Below are 15,696 nucleotides of genomic sequence, written 5' to 3' on the forward strand. Positions count from 1 at the left end.
TTAGATGCTATCTATACTACTTATTACATCAAGAAAGTAATCAGTAAGATTTTTGTATTCGATTTCACCTGGAATCCAACTGGCGAACTTCCAATATCGCCATACGGTTGTTGTGTTATTAGGAGGTATTAACAAAAAGTATTGCTCCTCGTTCATTCCGGCAATGATAATGCTTTGTTCAAGTATAGCACCTGTTTCATCATTTCCAGTTCCTTTCCAAATTTCAACAATTTCATGGTCGTAAGTTTTTAAATATTGAATTTGACCTACTTCTAAAAAACTTGGTTCTACAGCATCATTGTGTGTAGGGTATCCATTTGCTATGGAAAGGAATTCTTTATAATCCTCAGGAAGTTGGATTCCAAGTCTTAATTCAGTTTCTTGAACTTCGGAAGTGGTTGCAGCAGGATTTCCTATCCAATTTTCTTGAACTTGTTGAGGAGTAAAATAATTATTGCCTACTTGGGTCAATGATTTTTTAAAAAGATCTGAAAGTATTTTTTCCACTCCTTCTTTAATCATTTTTTAAGGAGAGATCCTTATACATCTCTTTAAACATTTCTCCCGGGTCTACATCCAAGGCCAATGCAATCAAATAAAGTTCCCAAGCCCGAAGTTGGGTAGAAGGGTTAAGGGTCAATTCACTTATCCTTGATTTACTGATGCCAGTTTTTCTGGAGATTTCTGCCTTGCTAGCTGACTTTTTGGATAAAAACAATCCTAATTCTGTCATGATAATTTTTGATTTTCGATACTCTAATTTAACAGATTGATATCCGAGTTTAGAAAATCTGTACTAAAATTTTGATTTATTCCCGAAAGTAATTACCTTGGTTTTGATTTTCGAACTATAATATAGAATTTCTAAACTTTTTGACAAATGAAAAAATACACCAAATCTGACCTTGAGGCCATTATTGGCACCCAACAAGAAAACCTGACCGTGATACAGGATTTTTTGGGCATCATTAAACACCAGAACGAACTGTTGCACCAAGCCAACCAAAGGTTGCGGGACCAGATTGCAAAGATGGAGTAGGGGATGCGACAAGATTCCAAGGGTTTTAGGATTCTGTCTGGACTAATAATGTGCTTCCCGGTTCTGGTTTGGCGTTTGAATGGCCCATGGTCGGGGTTAAAAGGTACCCATAAATGTTACGTCTTCTTTTTTCCAGCTCATTATTGAAGGCTTTATCGCGCTCGCCCTCTGTCTTAAAGGCAAAACTTAGGTGCTCAAACTCAGTTTCGCAATCAAAAACTATTTCGGAATCGGCCATCATAAGCAGTCCGGAAAAGACCCTTTTCTTTACTATCCATGCTTGTTTGGAGTTTGGGTCCATCAGTACGGTATTGGGTGGCAGCCCATCAAGGCTATGCTGAATTTCAGTCAACAACCCCCTGCCAGTAATCGTATAACATTCAATGATTTTTACGGAAGTATGGTCCATGATGCATCTCGGTCAATGGTTTTTGTTGTGATTTGGGGTATTCTAAGATCATAAAAATCCTTCAAAAACAAAAAAAGTGAACCCAATGGCCCACTTTATGTTCAAAATTTTTGAAATGACTTTAGGGAATGGAGTTGATTTGCTCATAGATCCTTTGTTTCGACTTTTCAAAGATCTCCCCGCCAAACTCCTCATTGTCCAATGAAATAATGGTGGTATCGGTAACACCCATCATCCCAAAAATAAATTTCAGGTACGTGGTCTGAAAGTTCATGTGCCCGTTTTTCTCGTTTTCCCCATATCCGGTATCGCCCCGGGTGGACAGGATAAACAGTTTCTTGTTTTCCAATAGTCCCACATAATCCCCATCCGGTTCTCCCGAACGGAATTTCCAAGTCTCGTTGATCCGCATGATTTGGTCTATATACGCCTTGAGGCCACTGGGAATGGACCAATTGTACATGGGGGTTCCCAAGACATAAACATCATTTTCTTGAAGTTCCTTGACCAGTATGTCGCTCAAAGCAACTCCGGTTTGGTTTTGTTCCTCCCTGTTTTCGGGCCTTACAAAGGCACTGGCGATCCATTTTTCATCAATGGGCGGGATTTCTTCCAGTCCCACTTCCCTGTGGGTAAAGGAATCATCGGGATTCTTTTTTCGCCAATTGTCCAAGAACAGTTGCGTAAGTTGTCTACTCTGCGATCTTTCGTTTCGCACGCTGGCGTTGATAATAAGTACTTTTTTCATTTGCTCTCCATTTTGAAAGCAAAGTTGTACCAAATGAAAACCCTAAAAATTGACCTAGTTCAATTTCGGTTTGTTTTTTCGTATTCGGCTTATAAATTCGGGAGTGACTCCCAGATAGGAGGCAATGAGGTATTGGGGCACCCTTTTGGCGAGTTGGGGGTAGTTTTCCAAAAAATCGGCGTAGCGATGGGCGGCATCGTACGTATTGTTAATGACGATTCTCCGTTGTAGACTGGCCGTGTAGCCTTCCAGAATGATACGAAAATACCGTTCCAACCTTGGGATTTCCGCCAACATGTTCTGGAATGCCAAATGTTGGATTTGGAGCAGTTCTGTCTTTTCCAACGCCTGAATGGTGTACATGGAGGGTTCTTGTTTTTGAAAGCTCAGGATATCCGTGGCCCACCAATCATCAATGGCAAAATAGAGAATCTCTTCTGTGCCTTTCTCAGGATTGATGTAGAAAGCTTTCAACGAACCGGAAATGACATAATTGTCCGTTTTGCACACTTCCCCATTTTGGAGCAAATAATCTCCCTTCTCCAAAGTCTTGGTGGTCCAAAAAGTATTGAAAAGCCGAATCTCTTCGGGAGAAAGCTTTACATGCTTGGATATGTTTAGTAGCAGGGATTCGTGCATCGGACCAAATGAGAGTTTAAAATTCACCAAAACTTGGCAGAAAAACAATTCTAAGTCCTTCTCATTAGTCCGCAGCGGCCTGCTGAAAATTGGAATTGGCCGGAGGCAGTATAAATTCCTCATCCTGCCCATGCGTCTTTTTGGAGAGGTGTAGGGTATGGGTCAGGTGCACCCACAGGGCATTGGTGTAGATATAGTGCCCGGCCGTGGTGGTACTGGCAAACTGGTTGTTCCAGCCAACGGATACGGACATCCAGCGGTTAAACTGTACCGTGGGCATCACGATGAACCTGTTTTTGTCGAATACGTTGTGTACAATGTGGTCCCCGGCATTGAACATGACCTCGTCACTGATATTGATCCTAAACTTGCAATCCGGTCTGGTCTTGGAAAGGGAAAAGAGATTGAACCCGGTCATTAGGGCATAACGGAGGCGGAGGGCAAAGATATTATCGGATTGTACCTTCCCTTCCACCACGGGATTGTAGAAACGCTGCTCGAACCGGAACCTATGGTTCAGTCGGAACTTGTCGCCATTCCCACGGACAAAAAGCTCTTCGTAGGGGCGGTATTCCACTTGATATCGATGGTCCTCGTTATAGAATTCAACATAGGTGAAGCCTGTGGCCACACGGATGTTGTCCGCAATAGCACAGCTTCCGCCCAATCTGCCAAAGAAAATGGAGAATGTATCAAATCCATCCTTCCAACGGACACCAGTATTTCCGAAAAGCATCCATTTTTCGTTCAGGTGGGTGATGTTGTTGTACTGAAACCATTGCTCGCCCCTGTGCGTGACCTCTCTTTGCTGTCCAAATACTTCTTGAACCCAGAGGGTCAACAGCATTAGGCTTAAAAAAAGGGTCTGACGGGATGGGTTCATAAATCTTTTCGATAGGTTCTTCGGCGTTTGTGCACCACGGGATCAAAATGCTTCCACATTTGTCGTATGGCCACATTCTCTTCCAATTCTGGGGTTCGGATGCAGTTGACAACGCCTTTTTCACTAAAAGTTTTGTAATACTCGTTAAAAATGATGGCCGTGACGCCCTTGTTCTGATAATCGGGGCGGATGCCGATCAGGTAAAAAATAACATCCTTGCTTTTCTTTTTGGCTTTCAGCAAATGATAGATGCCAAAGGGGAACAATTTTCCATTGGCCTTTTGCAACGCTTGTGAGAACGAAGGCATTACTATAGCAAAGGCCACAAGTTTGTCATCGGAATCCACCACAAACTTGATATACTCCGGATTGATGAAACTGATGTACTTCTTTTTGAAATACTCTTTTTGGATGTCCGTGATCTTTACAAAAGAGGAGAGCTTGGAATAGGTGTCGTTGAACAGGTCGAACATTTTATCCACCCACGGCATAATGTCCGCACTCTTGGTAAAGTTCATTTCCCGAAGTCCATACCGTTTTTTCACCAATAAATTAGCCTTGTGGAACAAGGCGGGGTCTGCTTTCGCTGCCAAAAACTTGTTTTCGAGATATTCCTTTTCCTTGACAAATCCGTGTTTTTCGTAATGTGACTGATAGTAGGGGTGGTTGTACCATGTGATCATGGTCCCGATATGGTCAAAGCCTTCAATAAGTACGCCTACCTTGTCCAGATTGGAAAAGCCCACGGGGCCTTCCATATAGTTGAGTTGGTGCTGTTTGCCAATTTCCGCAACCTTGTCCAATAAGGCTTTGGACACTTCAAGATCGTCCACAAAATCGAACCACCCAAAGCGCATTTTTTTGAGTTGTTGTTCGTTCACTTCCAGCCAATTGACAATGGCGGCGACCCTGCCCACGATTTTCCCATCCTTGTAGGCCAAGAAAAAAGAAGCTTCGGCATTTTTAAAGACCGGATTCTTGGATTCATCAAAGGATTCCATTTCATCCTTGATGATGGGCGGAACCCAATAGTCGGAGTTTTTATATAGGGAAAAGGGAAACTTTACAAAGTCCTTTAGTTCTGCTTTGGATTGAACCTGTTTAACCGTGATCATACATCAACTTTTACAGGTTCAATAATAGGAATATTACCTACAGCATGAAAGCGTTGGGGGAAAAACTTAGAAATCTATGTCGTCTTTGTTTTTCTTGTCGCGTTTTTTTGATTTTTTCTTATTGGAATTCTTTTTGATCTTTCCATTTTGACCACCACTTTGTTCGTCTATGGGGATTAGCTTGTCCTTGTGGAAATCCAATCGGTAGGAGAAACCTGCAACGGCAAACATCCGTGATGGGGCACTTTTAAAGTTGGAACCCACGTGAAAATCGGCTTGGAAGTTTTCGCTGAACAGGTAAGCCAAACCAGTACGCGCCAGGATATCGGAATAGCGGTCACTGTTGATGCCTTGACCTTCCAGGAAAACACTCCATTTAGGGTTTTTGAAGGCATGGGTCACGGAAAGGGCATAGCGCCATTCCGGAAAATCGGTACCAATACGGTCATACGCAATGTTGGAAATCAGCACAAACCTTGGGGATAGTCTACTCTGGGTAGCAACGGCTCCACGGTATGCTACTACAGGGTCGCCCACATAAAAAGGGTTGTCCCCAACGGTAAACGTAGCTCCACCATACAACGAAACGGCAGGAATCAGGTTTTTCAACTGAAACACATTATTGGCTCGCCAGCTATATAGGTTGGGTTTGTTCTTTTCTGGATTTTTAAAGGGATCGAACACCAAATATTTTAGCCCCACACGGTTTCTGGAAAAATCGGTCCGCCTACCATCCGTTCCCAGCGGGGAGGAATAGTCAACATTCTGCGAAATAAAGGAACCCTCGTATACAATCTCCAGTTCCTCAAAAAGGAGTCCGTACCGTAGGGCAATATCAGTCCCAAAAATATTGGAGTCAAAATTTTGCTCGGAATCGTTTCGTTGCTCATACAACAGCCCCATTTCAACCTGCGCCACATTTTTCCCAACGGCATAGGCACTAACTGCTCGGCCCGGTCTATTGGAATTGATGACATCGGTATATTGGGCACTTAAAAGGGTAGGGGCAAAAAGGGATAGAAACAGTGCTTTTCTGACGAAGGAAAAATCCATATAACTGATTTTAATACTATTTTATGAAACGTTTGGGTTTATTAAGCAACTAACAGTGTAATTTTGATACAATAACTAAGGTTATATGGTTGTACTAAAAACGATTTTATTCCTCATATTAGTATACTACGCAGCCAAATTACTGCTAAAGTGGTTGGCCCCCAGATTGTTCAATTATGCCATGAAGAAGACCCAAGAGCGTTTCGGACAGGATTTTGGACAGTACCAACACTATACAAATGAGCCTACAGAGGAAGGAAAGACCACTATTTTTAAAGGAACCTCCAAAGGTTCCAAACCCTCAAAAAAAGTTGGAGAATACATAGATTTTGAAGAAATTGACTAATATTTGTCTTTTCAAAACCTATCCATGAAACTTTCTCCCAAGGCTTTTATCGTACATCTTTGTGTTTTAGGCTTATTTATACTTACGGCATTGGTCTACTTTTATCCTGTATTGCAGGGAAAGGCCATTTTTCAGTCCGATATTGCCCAGTACAAGGGTATGGCCAAGGAACGTAACGATTATAAAGAGCTTACCGGTGAGGAATCGTATTGGACCAATAGCGCCTTTGGTGGTATGCCCACCTATCAATTGGGGGCCAATTATCCGCATGATTACGTAAAAAAATTGGACCGATTGATTCGGTTTTTGCCTAGACCTGCCGATTACCTTTTTCTATATTTTATAGGGTTTTATATTCTGCTATTGTGTCTTAAGGTAGATTTTAGACTGGCGGCCTTGGGGGCACTGGCCTTTGGGTTTTCTACTTATCTCATCATCATTCTAGGGGTGGGACACAACGCCAAGGCCCATGCCTTGGGTTATATTCCCATGGTGCTGGGGGGTATCGTTTTGGTATTTCGAAAAAAGTATCTCTGGGGCTTTATCTTGACCGCGTTGGCCATGGCCTTGGAAATCAGCGCCAACCACTACCAAATGACGTATTATTTTATGTTGTTGGTGTTGGTGTTGGGATTGGTTCAGCTTATTTATGCCATCAAGGACAAGACACTAAAACATCTGTTCCTTTCCGTAGGGATTTTAATTTTGGCCGTGGCCCTTTCCATAGCGGCCAATGCCACAGGACTTATGGCCACAAAGGAATATGCGGATTGGAGTACACGCGGTAAGTCAGAATTGACTGTAAACCCGGATGGAACGCCCATGCAGGCTTCCAATGGATTGGACAAGGAATACATTACACAGTACAGCTATGGAATTGCTGAATCGTTGGATTTGTTTGTCCCAAGGATGTTTGGAGGTTCAGGCAATGAAGACCTAGGAACGGATTCCAAGGTGTTTGAATATTTGGTAGGCCAGGGGCTACCACCCTCCAAAGCTTTGGAATTGTCCAGTGGATTGCCGTTGTATTGGGGAGACCAACCGATAGTTGCAGGACCTGCCTATGTGGGGGCCATTGTGGTGTTCCTTTTCTTTTTAGGACTTTTTCTGACGAAGGGCAAGCGAAAATGGTGGCTTTTAACCGGTGCTATATTGGCGCTAGTGCTTTCTTGGGGTAAAAATTTCCCAGCCCTTACCAATTTTATGATTGATTACTTCCCATTGTACAACAAGTTTAGGGCAGTTTCCTCCATTCAGGTGGTGTTGGAGCTCTGTTTACCTGTTTTGGGCATATTGGGTCTGTGGGAGCTTTTCAAAAAATCCGGGGACGACAAAGAAAAACTAAAGGCTTTGAAGTTGAGTTTCTTTATCACTTTGGGGTTGGGCGTATTTATTTTTCTTCTAAAAGGATTCTTTGATTTTGAAGGACTGCGTGATGAGATGTACCGCGGATATTTTGGTGATGACGTCATGACCATGATCCAAAGGGATAGGGAAGCAGTGTATACCAGCGACACGATACGATCTTTAATTTATGTAACACTTGCCGCGGTGGTCCTATGGTTGTTCATAAAAGAGAAAATAGGCAAGAATTTCTTGGTATTGGCTCTGGGTGTTTTGATAGTGTTTGATTTGGTCGGGGTGGCGCTTCGTTACGTGAATGAGGGGGATTTTGTACGCCAACGTCAGGTAAATACTCCCTTCCAGGCGAGTGAACTGGACCAAATGATTCAACAGGATGATTCCATCTACCGAGTATTTGATCCACAGGAAGGCCTGAACGGTGCCCGAACCTCCTATTTCCATAAGTCCATTGGAGGGTACCATGCCGCAAAACCTAGAGCATTGCAAGATTTGTTCGAATACCATCTGTACCAGAACAATCTGCAGGTGTTGAACATGCTCAATGTAAAATATATCATCCAGCAAGATGAGGAAGGGAACAGCTTTCCTGCATTGAATGATAATGCCAATGGCAATGCTTGGTTCGTGGAACGTCTGCTTTCGGTTTCATCGGCCAATGAGGAGATTGCAGCGCTCAAGGATTTTGATTCAAAATTGGAAGCGGTGGTCAATACCACTGCATATCCCCGTTTGACCAAGAACCGATATGAGTTGGATTCACTGGCTTCCATTCGATTGGAAGACTATCGCCCCAACTATTTAAAATACCAGACTAACAATGGCAACGAAGGTTTTGCCGTGTTTTCCGAAATGTATTACCCTTCAGGTTGGAATGCCTTTATTGATGGTAAACCCGAGCCCCATTATAAGGTAGATTATGCACTTCGTGGGATGAAGGTGCCGGCGGGAACCCATGAAATCGAGTTCAAATTTGAACCCAAGGTGGTGGAAACGGGGAGTCAGATTAGCTTGGCGGCCTGTATTTTACTCGGATTGATCATTGTGGGAGGCGTTGGCTATTCCTTTGTTTCCAACAAATCCGAGGAATCCTGATGCAAAAGATCCTGGTCATAGCGTATTATTGGCCTCCAGCCGGAGGACCAGGGGTACAGCGGTGGCTAAAGTTCACAAAATACCTGCCCGAATTCGGATTCAGTCCCATAGTCTATGTACCGGAAAATCCCAGCTATCCTATCATTGATGAAAAGCTGGTCGGGGAAGTTCCCAAGGGAGTCAAAATACTGAAACAACCCATAAAGGAACCCTATGCTTGGGCTTCCTTGCTTTCCAAAAGGAAAACGAAGACCATCAGTTCCGGAATCATTAAGGAAAAGAACCCCTCGTTTATGGAAAAATTGTTATTGTGGATACGTGGCAATTTTTTTATCCCCGACGCCCGTAAGTTGTGGGTAAGCCCTTCTATGGAATATTTGGCCAAGGTCATAGCGGATGAAGGCATTAAAACTGTGATCACTACAGGACCGCCCCATAGTTTACACTTGATAGGCTTGGGTTTAAAGAAACGATACGCCATCCAATGGATTGCCGATTTCAGGGACCCATGGACCACCATAGGATACCATAAAAAACTACGCTTGACCTCATACGCAAAGCGAAAACACAAAAAACTGGAACAAGAAGTATTGGTTTCCGCCGATAAAATTGTGGTGACGAGCCAAACCACCAAAAAGGAGTTCGAAGCCATCACGGACAAACCCATTAAAGTGATCACCAATGGGTTTGATGAGGATTTAAAACCTACCACCCAAGATACCAACTTTACGATTTCCCATATTGGGTCATTGCTTACAGGGAGGAATCCTATCGGCTTATGGCAAGCTCTTGCCGAACTTGTCCAAGAAAACAAGGATTTTGGGAATACGCTTCGGATTCAATTGGCTGGAGTGGTAGGGGAGGAAGTGCTCAAGTCCATCCATGAATTTGGACTTGACACCTACCTGAATCAGATGGGATATCTTTCCCATGACCAAGTTTTGGAAGTACAGCAAAAGTCGCAGGTATTGCTATTGCTGGAAATTGACTCCGAAGAAACCAAGGGTATTATCCCAGGCAAGCTTTTTGAATATTTGAATGCCAAACGACCCATTTTGGCCATAGGTCCGGAAGATTGGGAAGCGGGTACCATGGTGACCACGGCTCAAGCCGGAGCGTTCTTTTTACATGCTGATGTGGCATCCCTAAAAAGAGTACTTTTGGATTGGTTCAATACGTATCAACAGGGGGAATTGCAAATAAATTCAATTGATGTGGAGCAATACCACAGAAGAGCTTTGACCCATAGTTTGGCTAAATTTATCTAATGGGAATCGTACTAAAGCAGTCCATACAAAATGTTGTGGTCACCTATCTGGGTTTTTTGTTTGGTGCGGTGAACACCCTTTTCCTATATACCAAAATTTTACCGGATGCCTACTACGGATTGGTCACTTTTATCTTGGCATCAGGCGCCATTTTAATGCCCTTGATGGCCTTTGGGGTGCACAACACTATGGTGAAATATTACAGTTTCTGCCAAGATTCCGAAAAGGATTCTTTTTTAACATTGATGCTATTGATTCCCTTGCTGGGGACTGTTCCTGTGGCTTTGGTAGGGTTCCTTTGGTATGAGCCTTTGGGGAATTTGATTTCGGAAGTAAACCCAATGGTCAAGGATTATCTCTGGTATGTTTTTGTGGTTGGGTTGGCCATGGCATATTTTGAGGTTTTTTATGCCTGGTGCAAAGTACATCTGAAATCGGTCTTTGGAAATTTCATGAAAGAGGTGTTCGGTAGGATAGGGGTTTCCATCCTTTTGATTCTATTGTATTTTGAAATTATTTCGCTGGATGTCTTTTTCAAAGGTTTGGTGGGACTGTACCTGTTGCGAACAGTGATTATAAAGATATATGCCTATACCCTTAGGTTTCCCCGGTTGGATTTTAATTTTCCGGCGCATACCAAAGAAATACTTTCCTATTCCTTTTTGATTATTTTGGGGGGTTCGGCCGCCTTGATTTTATTGGAAATCGATAAGGTGATGCTCAACCAGTTCATCAGTATTGAAAATGTAGCGTACTATGGGGTTGCTGTATATATTGCCACAGTGATCATAGTGCCATCGAGGTCCATGCACCAAATCACCTATCCACTGACTGCTGAATTGTTGAATACCCAAGACCTAGTGGGTCTGAAAAAATTGTATCAAAAAACCTCATTGACACTATTTATTGCATCGGGGATTTTATTTGTTTTGATCATACTCAACTTGAACGATCTATATCTGTTGCTCCCGGAATCGTACCGGAATGGGTTCATCATTGTTTTCTTGATTGGTCTGGCCAAGGTGTTCGATTCGCTTTTGGGAAACAACAACTCCATCCTGTTCAACTCCAAGTATTATAAAACGGTTTTAATTTTCGGGGTCTGCTTGGCCGTGTTGACCATTGTGTTGAATTTTTTACTTATTCCAAAGTGGGGCATGACAGGGGCAGCTTTGGCTAGTTTTGTCTCCATTTTCATTTTTAATGTGGTGAAGTTGGGTTTTGTAAAGCAAAAGTTTGGCTTTTTGCCTTTTACAGGGGCTACTTTTAAGGTTTTTGCTACATTGTTCTTATTGGCCGTTTTGTTCAATATGTTGCAGTTTCCCTTTCATCCCATCGTTAATATTGCGCTCAAATCCATGCTGATTGTTGTGATGTATGTTGGGATTTTATATCGGTTTGAAATTTCAGAGGATGTTTCCGGCGTACTTTCCAAATGGTTGAAGAAAAGACAGGAGTAGTGCAAAAGAGAACCCCGTAGCGGATAAATCCAACTACGGGGTAAACAACTAACCAACCTAAAAACTATCTTTATTGCCTTCTGGAACTTTTTGTTGTTCTTCCAGCGCTACTGCTTCTATTGCTTGTACGACCAGTACTTTTTCTCACATTAGTACTTTTTGTACTTCTGGAAACCGTCTTCTTGGGAGCACTTTGTCTGCTCACTACAGACCTACTTGAATTGCTTCTGGCCTGTGGCTTTTTGTAAGTACTTGTAGTGGTCCTGGTCACCGTTTTACGATTAGGGGTAGTGGTAACCTTTCTTTGCGATACGGTTTTCCGGTTTGGGGTCCGGGTCACCTGCTTTTGGGCTACGGTTCTACCACTGTTTCGGGATACACCATCCGCTTTCTGGTACACTCTTTTACTGCTGGTCCTGTTAGGGGCAACCTGTCTTTTTACAGTGTTGGAGCGAGATACGGTATTTCCTTTCCTATAATCGTTGCGGGCCACAGTTTTGTTGCTACGCCCTGTGTATCCTCTTCGTATACTGGCGTTATCGCGTACCGCTACTCTTTTGTCATTTCTATAGACCCTACTTCTTCTGTCAGGATTGTACTTGTACGACCTTCCAACTTTGGCGTAAGCCCTTCTATAGTTGTTTCGGTAAGGAGCATAGTACGTATATCTGATAGGACTGTAATATCTTCTATATGGCGAAGAATATACCGTACAGAATCCTATGGCAGGTCTGGCAAAGTACCTGTGGAACGGACGATATACATAATGTCTGTTATAGATATTGATGAATCCTGTGTAATGACTGAATACACCACCATTATAATATACATGCAATCCACCTAGGCGTCTTACCCTACCGTTATTGTACCAGATATCCACACTTCCTATCTGTGAAACCCGACCATAATAATCATAAAAAATGGGGGTGTTCTCTACTTGGATCACGGCACCATAATCATCATACTGCACATAAGGATCGTAGTTATACCCAGAGTTGAAGGTAATGCCCACATTTCCAATTTGGGCACCTACACCAACATTCACTCGGTTGTCCAAGTAAAAATCGAACTCACCATCAGGGTATACTGAAAAAGTTACCCCGTCTTCCACGAAGATGAATGAGTTTCCATATCGATATGTTGTGGCGGTCACAACATTATCTTCTGTTTTGGCGGCTTGGGTACCTAGTGTACCGAAAGCGATCGCTGCTATAAAGAGTACTAACTTTTTCATACTACAAGGTTTTATGTTCTAGATGTACCTATTTACATCCACCTATGTAATAGCAAGCAGCGTGCCAAAAAAATAAAATTTTTATAACATATTGATTATCAATAAAATAAATTTAATCTTTGATGATGAACATCGAACGTCTATTGAGTTGGTGTTCTTCTTCTGAGCACCTCACTCCATTGGAGCAGTTGTTCAACAATTGGGTTTCTCCATAGCCCTTTGCAGATAACCTATTTCGGTTTATCCCTTGTTTCACCAACCATTCCAGAGTGGCTCGGGCACGTCTTTCGGATAGGTTAAGGTTAAAACGGCTACTAGACCTTGAATCGGTGTGCGATTCAATATGTATGGAAAGTTCCGGATACTGTTTCATGGCTTCAAGGATTTTAGCCAGCTCTACTTCGGCATCAGGGCGTATTCTGGATTTTCCGTAATCGAAGTAAATTGGCTGTAGAGTCAGTCTACATCCCAAATCATCAATAGGACACTCTGGAGGCGTGAGTTCAATATCCATTTGCTCGGTATGGGAACCCCGTGGAGTGACCGTGCTCTTCTGGTTGGGAGAATAATCTTTGTATTCCGCATGAACCGTGTACTCTTTGCTGCAATCCACTATACCCTTAAATATGTAATTGCCACTGCTGTCCGTGGTGGTTTCGGCCACAATATTGTTGTTCTTGTTCAAGAGGGTCACCGTAGCCCCATTCAAGGGTCGGCCTGTTTTGGAATCTGAAATGGCTCCTTGTATAATGGTTATGCCACAGCTTTCCCACACTCTGTAGATGTCATCGGAACTACTTCCGGCATCACCATCCCGGTTGGAGGCCAGATAGCCAATCTTTTTTTCTTCATTCAAGATAAAACCAAAATCATCCTTATTGGAATTAATGGGTTGCTTGAGATTGGTCACTTCCTCAAATTCTCCTTGGGGCTCCAAGGAAACCACAAAAATGTCAAGTCCTCCCAGTCCCAAACGCCCATCACTGGAAAAGTAAAGGTTGTTGTTCTTTCCAATAAAAGGAAAGCCTTCCCGTGTTTCCGTATTGATTTTTGGACCAAGATTGACAGGCGTTCCAAAGGAACCATCCCCAAGAATATCCACATACCAGATGTCCGACTCTCCATGCGTGCCCTCCATATCTGATGAAAAGTACAGGCGCTTTTCATCTGGGGATAAGGCCGGATGTGCCACGGAGTGCGAATCACTGTTAAAGGGTAGTTCAGTGATGTTTTTCCAAGAACCATCATCCATTTTGGTGGCTTGGTATATTTTAAGGCTGACCAGTTTTTGTCTGCTTTTTCTTTTTCGTCCCTTGAAATAGTTGTTTCGGGTAAAATACACTGTTTTTCCATCCTTGGTAAAAACGGCATTGGATTCATGATAAGGGGTGTTAATGTCACCTTCAAGCGGTTTAGGATGGGACAACCGCCAATCCTCATCCACTTCGGCCTCAAACAAATCCAGATAGGGCAGGCCCGTCCAATTGTGTATTTTGTCTCCTTCGGTTTTTCCTGAAGAGGATGCGAAAACGACCTTGTCCCCATAAAAGGCTGGGGAGAAATCAGAACTGGTGAGTAAACCTGTAATATTGGCCACTTCATAGGTACTGGATTTAATTCCTACCAAACTGTCCAGTTTGGCATAACCCTCCATAAAGTTTTTTGCAATTTCCGTATTGGAAGATAAGCTGGCATAGGTTCCCATCATTTTTTTGGAGGTTTGGTAATCGCCAATACTCTTGAAACTTTGGGCAGCCCTGTAGTAATAAATAGGGTCTACATCATTAGGGAATTTCTCCATCAATTTTTTATACCACTCCGCAGCTTCGGTATACTCACTATTAAAATAGTAGGTATCCCCTAATTTTTTAAGTACCTGTGGGGACTCATAACCGTCATCTACAATCTTTAGATAAATTTCCCGGGCATCTATGAAATAGTAGGAGTCAAAATCTTCATTGGCTTTTTTAATAACGCTTTTTTGAGGGTATGAAATGGATATGGTAAAAATGATACATAGAATTCCAAGGATGGTTTTGTGGTTCATATGGTGAATTTTAAAAGAATCTAGGTGTAAGGACTTTGTCTGTTTTATGGAATAGGTCAAATCGGAGCAGTGCTTCATAGGAACCACTATTGTAATCTTTGATCGAGGTTGAGTCATAATCATAGGCCACTCCCAAGAACATGGATGGGGAAATCTGAAACCCTGCCATGGCACTTATGGAGGAATTCCACCGGTAAGACGCTCCCAAAGCAACCTTTTCATTGATCAAAAAATTGGCGGACATGTCCCATTGCAGTGGTGAGCCACTCACAAACTTTACCATGGTCGCGGGTTTGAACTTTAGGTTGGACGAGAGGTCAAACACATAACCCGTGATAAAAAAATAGTGCAATCGCTCTACGGCTATACTTTCCAAGTCCGCATCGTTCAATGAACCCTCATCAAAATGCGTTGAGTTCATGAAATTAGGTACAGAGAACCCGGCATAGAATTTTTGGGTATGGTAATAGATTCCGGCCCCGACTTGGGGTTGCAGTTTATTGTCCACTGTATTTTGAAAAAAGGGATCATTGGGGTCATAGATGTTCAACTTGGTGTAATCCACATCCAAGAGGTCTATGCCCGCCTTAAGCCCAAAGGATAGTTTGCTGATATTATGCCGGGCCAACTGGATGGAATAGGAATAGTCCACAATGGCATTGGATTCCGTGGCCGGACCAATTTGATCATAAATGATAGACAGCCCAAGCCCCATATTCTTTGAAACACCAATGGGCGAGTTGAGCGTAAAAGTACCTGTTTGGGGAGCACCTTCCAGGCTCAACCACTGGGTACGGCCCAAAACCCCAATGCTCATTACTTCCCTAGAACCTGCATAGGCAGGGTTTACAATCTGGGTGTTGTACATATATTGGGTGTATTGGGGGTCTTGTTGACCTTGAGCGTTGTATAGCGCCAATAGAAATAATAGTGCAATTAAAAATCCTTTCATATTGGGTATTCTGAATGTTGACGTCATTATATAATGGCTTGGTTGC

At 42.8% G+C, this 15,696-nt stretch carries 16 protein-coding genes; 5 read left to right on the forward strand and 11 right to left on the reverse strand.

Features of this window, described 5'->3' with window-relative positions:
• Nucleotides 1-522, reverse strand: coding sequence for an SMI1/KNR4 family protein (locus tag F8C76_RS03570; protein ID WP_152130492.1), 522 nt, complete (start codon nucleotides 520-522; stop codon nucleotides 1-3).
• The gene (locus F8C76_RS03575; RefSeq protein ID WP_129654367.1) at nucleotides 515-733 is read right to left on the reverse strand and encodes a helix-turn-helix domain-containing protein; all 219 of its coding nucleotides are present in this window, start codon (nucleotides 731-733) and stop codon (nucleotides 515-517) included. The genes F8C76_RS03570 and F8C76_RS03575 overlap by 8 nt, the downstream gene beginning before the upstream one ends.
• Nucleotides 734-880: 147 nt before the next feature.
• Between F8C76_RS03575 and F8C76_RS18675 the strand changes: the two genes are divergently transcribed.
• A complete protein-coding gene (locus tag F8C76_RS18675; RefSeq protein ID WP_165357392.1) occupies nucleotides 881-1,039 on the forward strand; it encodes a hypothetical protein in 159 nt (52 codons plus the stop codon).
• A gap of 25 nt (nucleotides 1,040-1,064) precedes the next feature.
• Here the strand turns inward: F8C76_RS18675 and F8C76_RS03580 are convergent, their stop codons facing one another.
• From F8C76_RS03580 to F8C76_RS03605, 6 genes are all read right to left on the reverse strand, one after another.
• The gene (locus F8C76_RS03580; RefSeq protein WP_152130493.1) at nucleotides 1,065-1,448 is read right to left on the reverse strand and encodes a hypothetical protein; all 384 of its coding nucleotides are present in this window, start codon (nucleotides 1,446-1,448) and stop codon (nucleotides 1,065-1,067) included.
• 121 nt (nucleotides 1,449-1,569) lie between these two features.
• The gene (locus tag F8C76_RS03585) at nucleotides 1,570-2,196 is read right to left on the reverse strand and encodes an FMN-dependent NADH-azoreductase (RefSeq protein ID WP_152130494.1); all 627 of its coding nucleotides are present in this window, start codon (nucleotides 2,194-2,196) and stop codon (nucleotides 1,570-1,572) included.
• 54 nt (nucleotides 2,197-2,250) lie between these two features.
• Nucleotides 2,251-2,835 carry a Crp/Fnr family transcriptional regulator gene (locus F8C76_RS03590; protein WP_152130495.1) on the reverse strand — a complete coding sequence of 195 codons (585 nt, stop codon included), beginning with the start codon at nucleotides 2,833-2,835 and terminating at the stop codon, nucleotides 2,251-2,253.
• A gap of 64 nt (nucleotides 2,836-2,899) precedes the next feature.
• On the reverse strand, nucleotides 2,900-3,718 hold the full coding sequence (locus F8C76_RS03595; protein WP_152130496.1) for a DUF2490 domain-containing protein: 819 nt from the start codon (nucleotides 3,716-3,718) through the stop codon (nucleotides 2,900-2,902).
• Entirely contained in the window at nucleotides 3,715-4,833 is a 1,119-nt protein-coding gene (locus F8C76_RS03600; protein WP_152130497.1) for a GTP cyclohydrolase, read from the reverse strand. The genes F8C76_RS03595 and F8C76_RS03600 overlap by 4 nt, the downstream gene beginning before the upstream one ends.
• A 66-nt stretch (nucleotides 4,834-4,899) precedes the next feature.
• The gene (locus F8C76_RS03605; protein ID WP_152130498.1) at nucleotides 4,900-5,886 is read right to left on the reverse strand and encodes a transporter; all 987 of its coding nucleotides are present in this window, start codon (nucleotides 5,884-5,886) and stop codon (nucleotides 4,900-4,902) included.
• Between the two features lie 85 nt (nucleotides 5,887-5,971).
• Between F8C76_RS03605 and F8C76_RS03610 the strand changes: the two genes are divergently transcribed.
• From F8C76_RS03610 to F8C76_RS03625, 4 genes are read left to right on the forward strand one after another with little or no spacing between them, the layout of a single operon-like run.
• Complete coding sequence (locus F8C76_RS03610; protein WP_152130499.1) at nucleotides 5,972-6,232, forward strand: DUF4834 family protein; 261 nt, start codon at nucleotides 5,972-5,974, stop codon at nucleotides 6,230-6,232.
• Nucleotides 6,233-6,256: 24 nt separating this feature from the next.
• Complete coding sequence (locus F8C76_RS03615) at nucleotides 6,257-8,689, forward strand: YfhO family protein (protein ID WP_152130500.1); 2,433 nt, start codon at nucleotides 6,257-6,259, stop codon at nucleotides 8,687-8,689.
• Nucleotides 8,689-9,957, forward strand: coding sequence for a glycosyltransferase family 4 protein (locus F8C76_RS03620; RefSeq protein WP_129654358.1), 1,269 nt, complete (start codon nucleotides 8,689-8,691; stop codon nucleotides 9,955-9,957). The genes F8C76_RS03615 and F8C76_RS03620 overlap by 1 nt, the downstream gene beginning before the upstream one ends.
• A complete protein-coding gene (locus F8C76_RS03625) occupies nucleotides 9,957-11,417 on the forward strand; it encodes a lipopolysaccharide biosynthesis protein (RefSeq protein ID WP_152130501.1) in 1,461 nt (486 codons plus the stop codon). The genes F8C76_RS03620 and F8C76_RS03625 overlap by 1 nt, the downstream gene beginning before the upstream one ends.
• Nucleotides 11,418-11,487: 70 nt before the next feature.
• On the opposite strand, the gene F8C76_RS03630 is transcribed toward F8C76_RS03625, so the two are convergent.
• From F8C76_RS03630 to F8C76_RS03640, 3 genes are all read right to left on the reverse strand, one after another.
• Entirely contained in the window at nucleotides 11,488-12,651 is a 1,164-nt protein-coding gene (locus tag F8C76_RS03630; protein WP_152130502.1) for a hypothetical protein, read from the reverse strand.
• A 112-nt stretch (nucleotides 12,652-12,763) separates the two neighbouring features.
• The gene (locus F8C76_RS03635) at nucleotides 12,764-14,698 is read right to left on the reverse strand and encodes an OmpA family protein (RefSeq protein ID WP_152130503.1); all 1,935 of its coding nucleotides are present in this window, start codon (nucleotides 14,696-14,698) and stop codon (nucleotides 12,764-12,766) included.
• Nucleotides 14,699-14,708: 10 nt separating this feature from the next.
• Complete coding sequence (locus F8C76_RS03640) at nucleotides 14,709-15,650, reverse strand: PorP/SprF family type IX secretion system membrane protein (RefSeq protein ID WP_152130504.1); 942 nt, start codon at nucleotides 15,648-15,650, stop codon at nucleotides 14,709-14,711.
• Nucleotides 15,651-15,696: the final 46 nt, after the last annotated feature.

Source organism: Flagellimonas olearia, assembly GCF_009184425.1.
Lineage (GTDB): Bacteria > Bacteroidota > Bacteroidia > Flavobacteriales > Flavobacteriaceae > Flagellimonas > Flagellimonas olearia.

Bases quoted from the DNA above. Each gene is read 5' to 3' on its own strand.
- F8C76_RS18675 (WP_165357392.1), top strand. From the start codon at position 881: ATGAAAAAATACACCAAATCTGACCTTGAGGCCATTATTGGCACCCAA.
- F8C76_RS03595 (WP_152130496.1), bottom strand. From the start codon at position 3,718: ATGAACCCATCCCGTCAGACCCTTTTTTTAAGCCTAATGCTGTTGACC.
- F8C76_RS03630 (WP_152130502.1), bottom strand. From the start codon at position 12,651: ATGAAAAAGTTAGTACTCTTTATAGCAGCGATCGCTTTCGGTACACTA.
- F8C76_RS03610 (WP_152130499.1), top strand. From the start codon at position 5,972: ATGGTTGTACTAAAAACGATTTTATTCCTCATATTAGTATACTACGCA.
- F8C76_RS03585 (WP_152130494.1), bottom strand. From the start codon at position 2,196: ATGAAAAAAGTACTTATTATCAACGCCAGCGTGCGAAACGAAAGATCG.
- F8C76_RS03570 (WP_152130492.1), bottom strand. From the start codon at position 522: ATGATTAAAGAAGGAGTGGAAAAAATACTTTCAGATCTTTTTAAAAAA.
- F8C76_RS03600 (WP_152130497.1), bottom strand. From the start codon at position 4,833: ATGATCACGGTTAAACAGGTTCAATCCAAAGCAGAACTAAAGGACTTT.
- F8C76_RS03605 (WP_152130498.1), bottom strand. From the start codon at position 5,886: ATGGATTTTTCCTTCGTCAGAAAAGCACTGTTTCTATCCCTTTTTGCC.
- F8C76_RS03590 (WP_152130495.1), bottom strand. From the start codon at position 2,835: ATGCACGAATCCCTGCTACTAAACATATCCAAGCATGTAAAGCTTTCT.
- F8C76_RS03640 (WP_152130504.1), bottom strand. From the start codon at position 15,650: ATGAAAGGATTTTTAATTGCACTATTATTTCTATTGGCGCTATACAAC.
- F8C76_RS03580 (WP_152130493.1), bottom strand. From the start codon at position 1,448: ATGGACCATACTTCCGTAAAAATCATTGAATGTTATACGATTACTGGC.
- F8C76_RS03620 (WP_129654358.1), top strand. From the start codon at position 8,689: ATGCAAAAGATCCTGGTCATAGCGTATTATTGGCCTCCAGCCGGAGGA.
- F8C76_RS03615 (WP_152130500.1), top strand. From the start codon at position 6,257: ATGAAACTTTCTCCCAAGGCTTTTATCGTACATCTTTGTGTTTTAGGC.
- F8C76_RS03625 (WP_152130501.1), top strand. From the start codon at position 9,957: ATGGGAATCGTACTAAAGCAGTCCATACAAAATGTTGTGGTCACCTAT.
- F8C76_RS03575 (WP_129654367.1), bottom strand. From the start codon at position 733: ATGACAGAATTAGGATTGTTTTTATCCAAAAAGTCAGCTAGCAAGGCA.
- F8C76_RS03635 (WP_152130503.1), bottom strand. From the start codon at position 14,698: ATGAACCACAAAACCATCCTTGGAATTCTATGTATCATTTTTACCATA.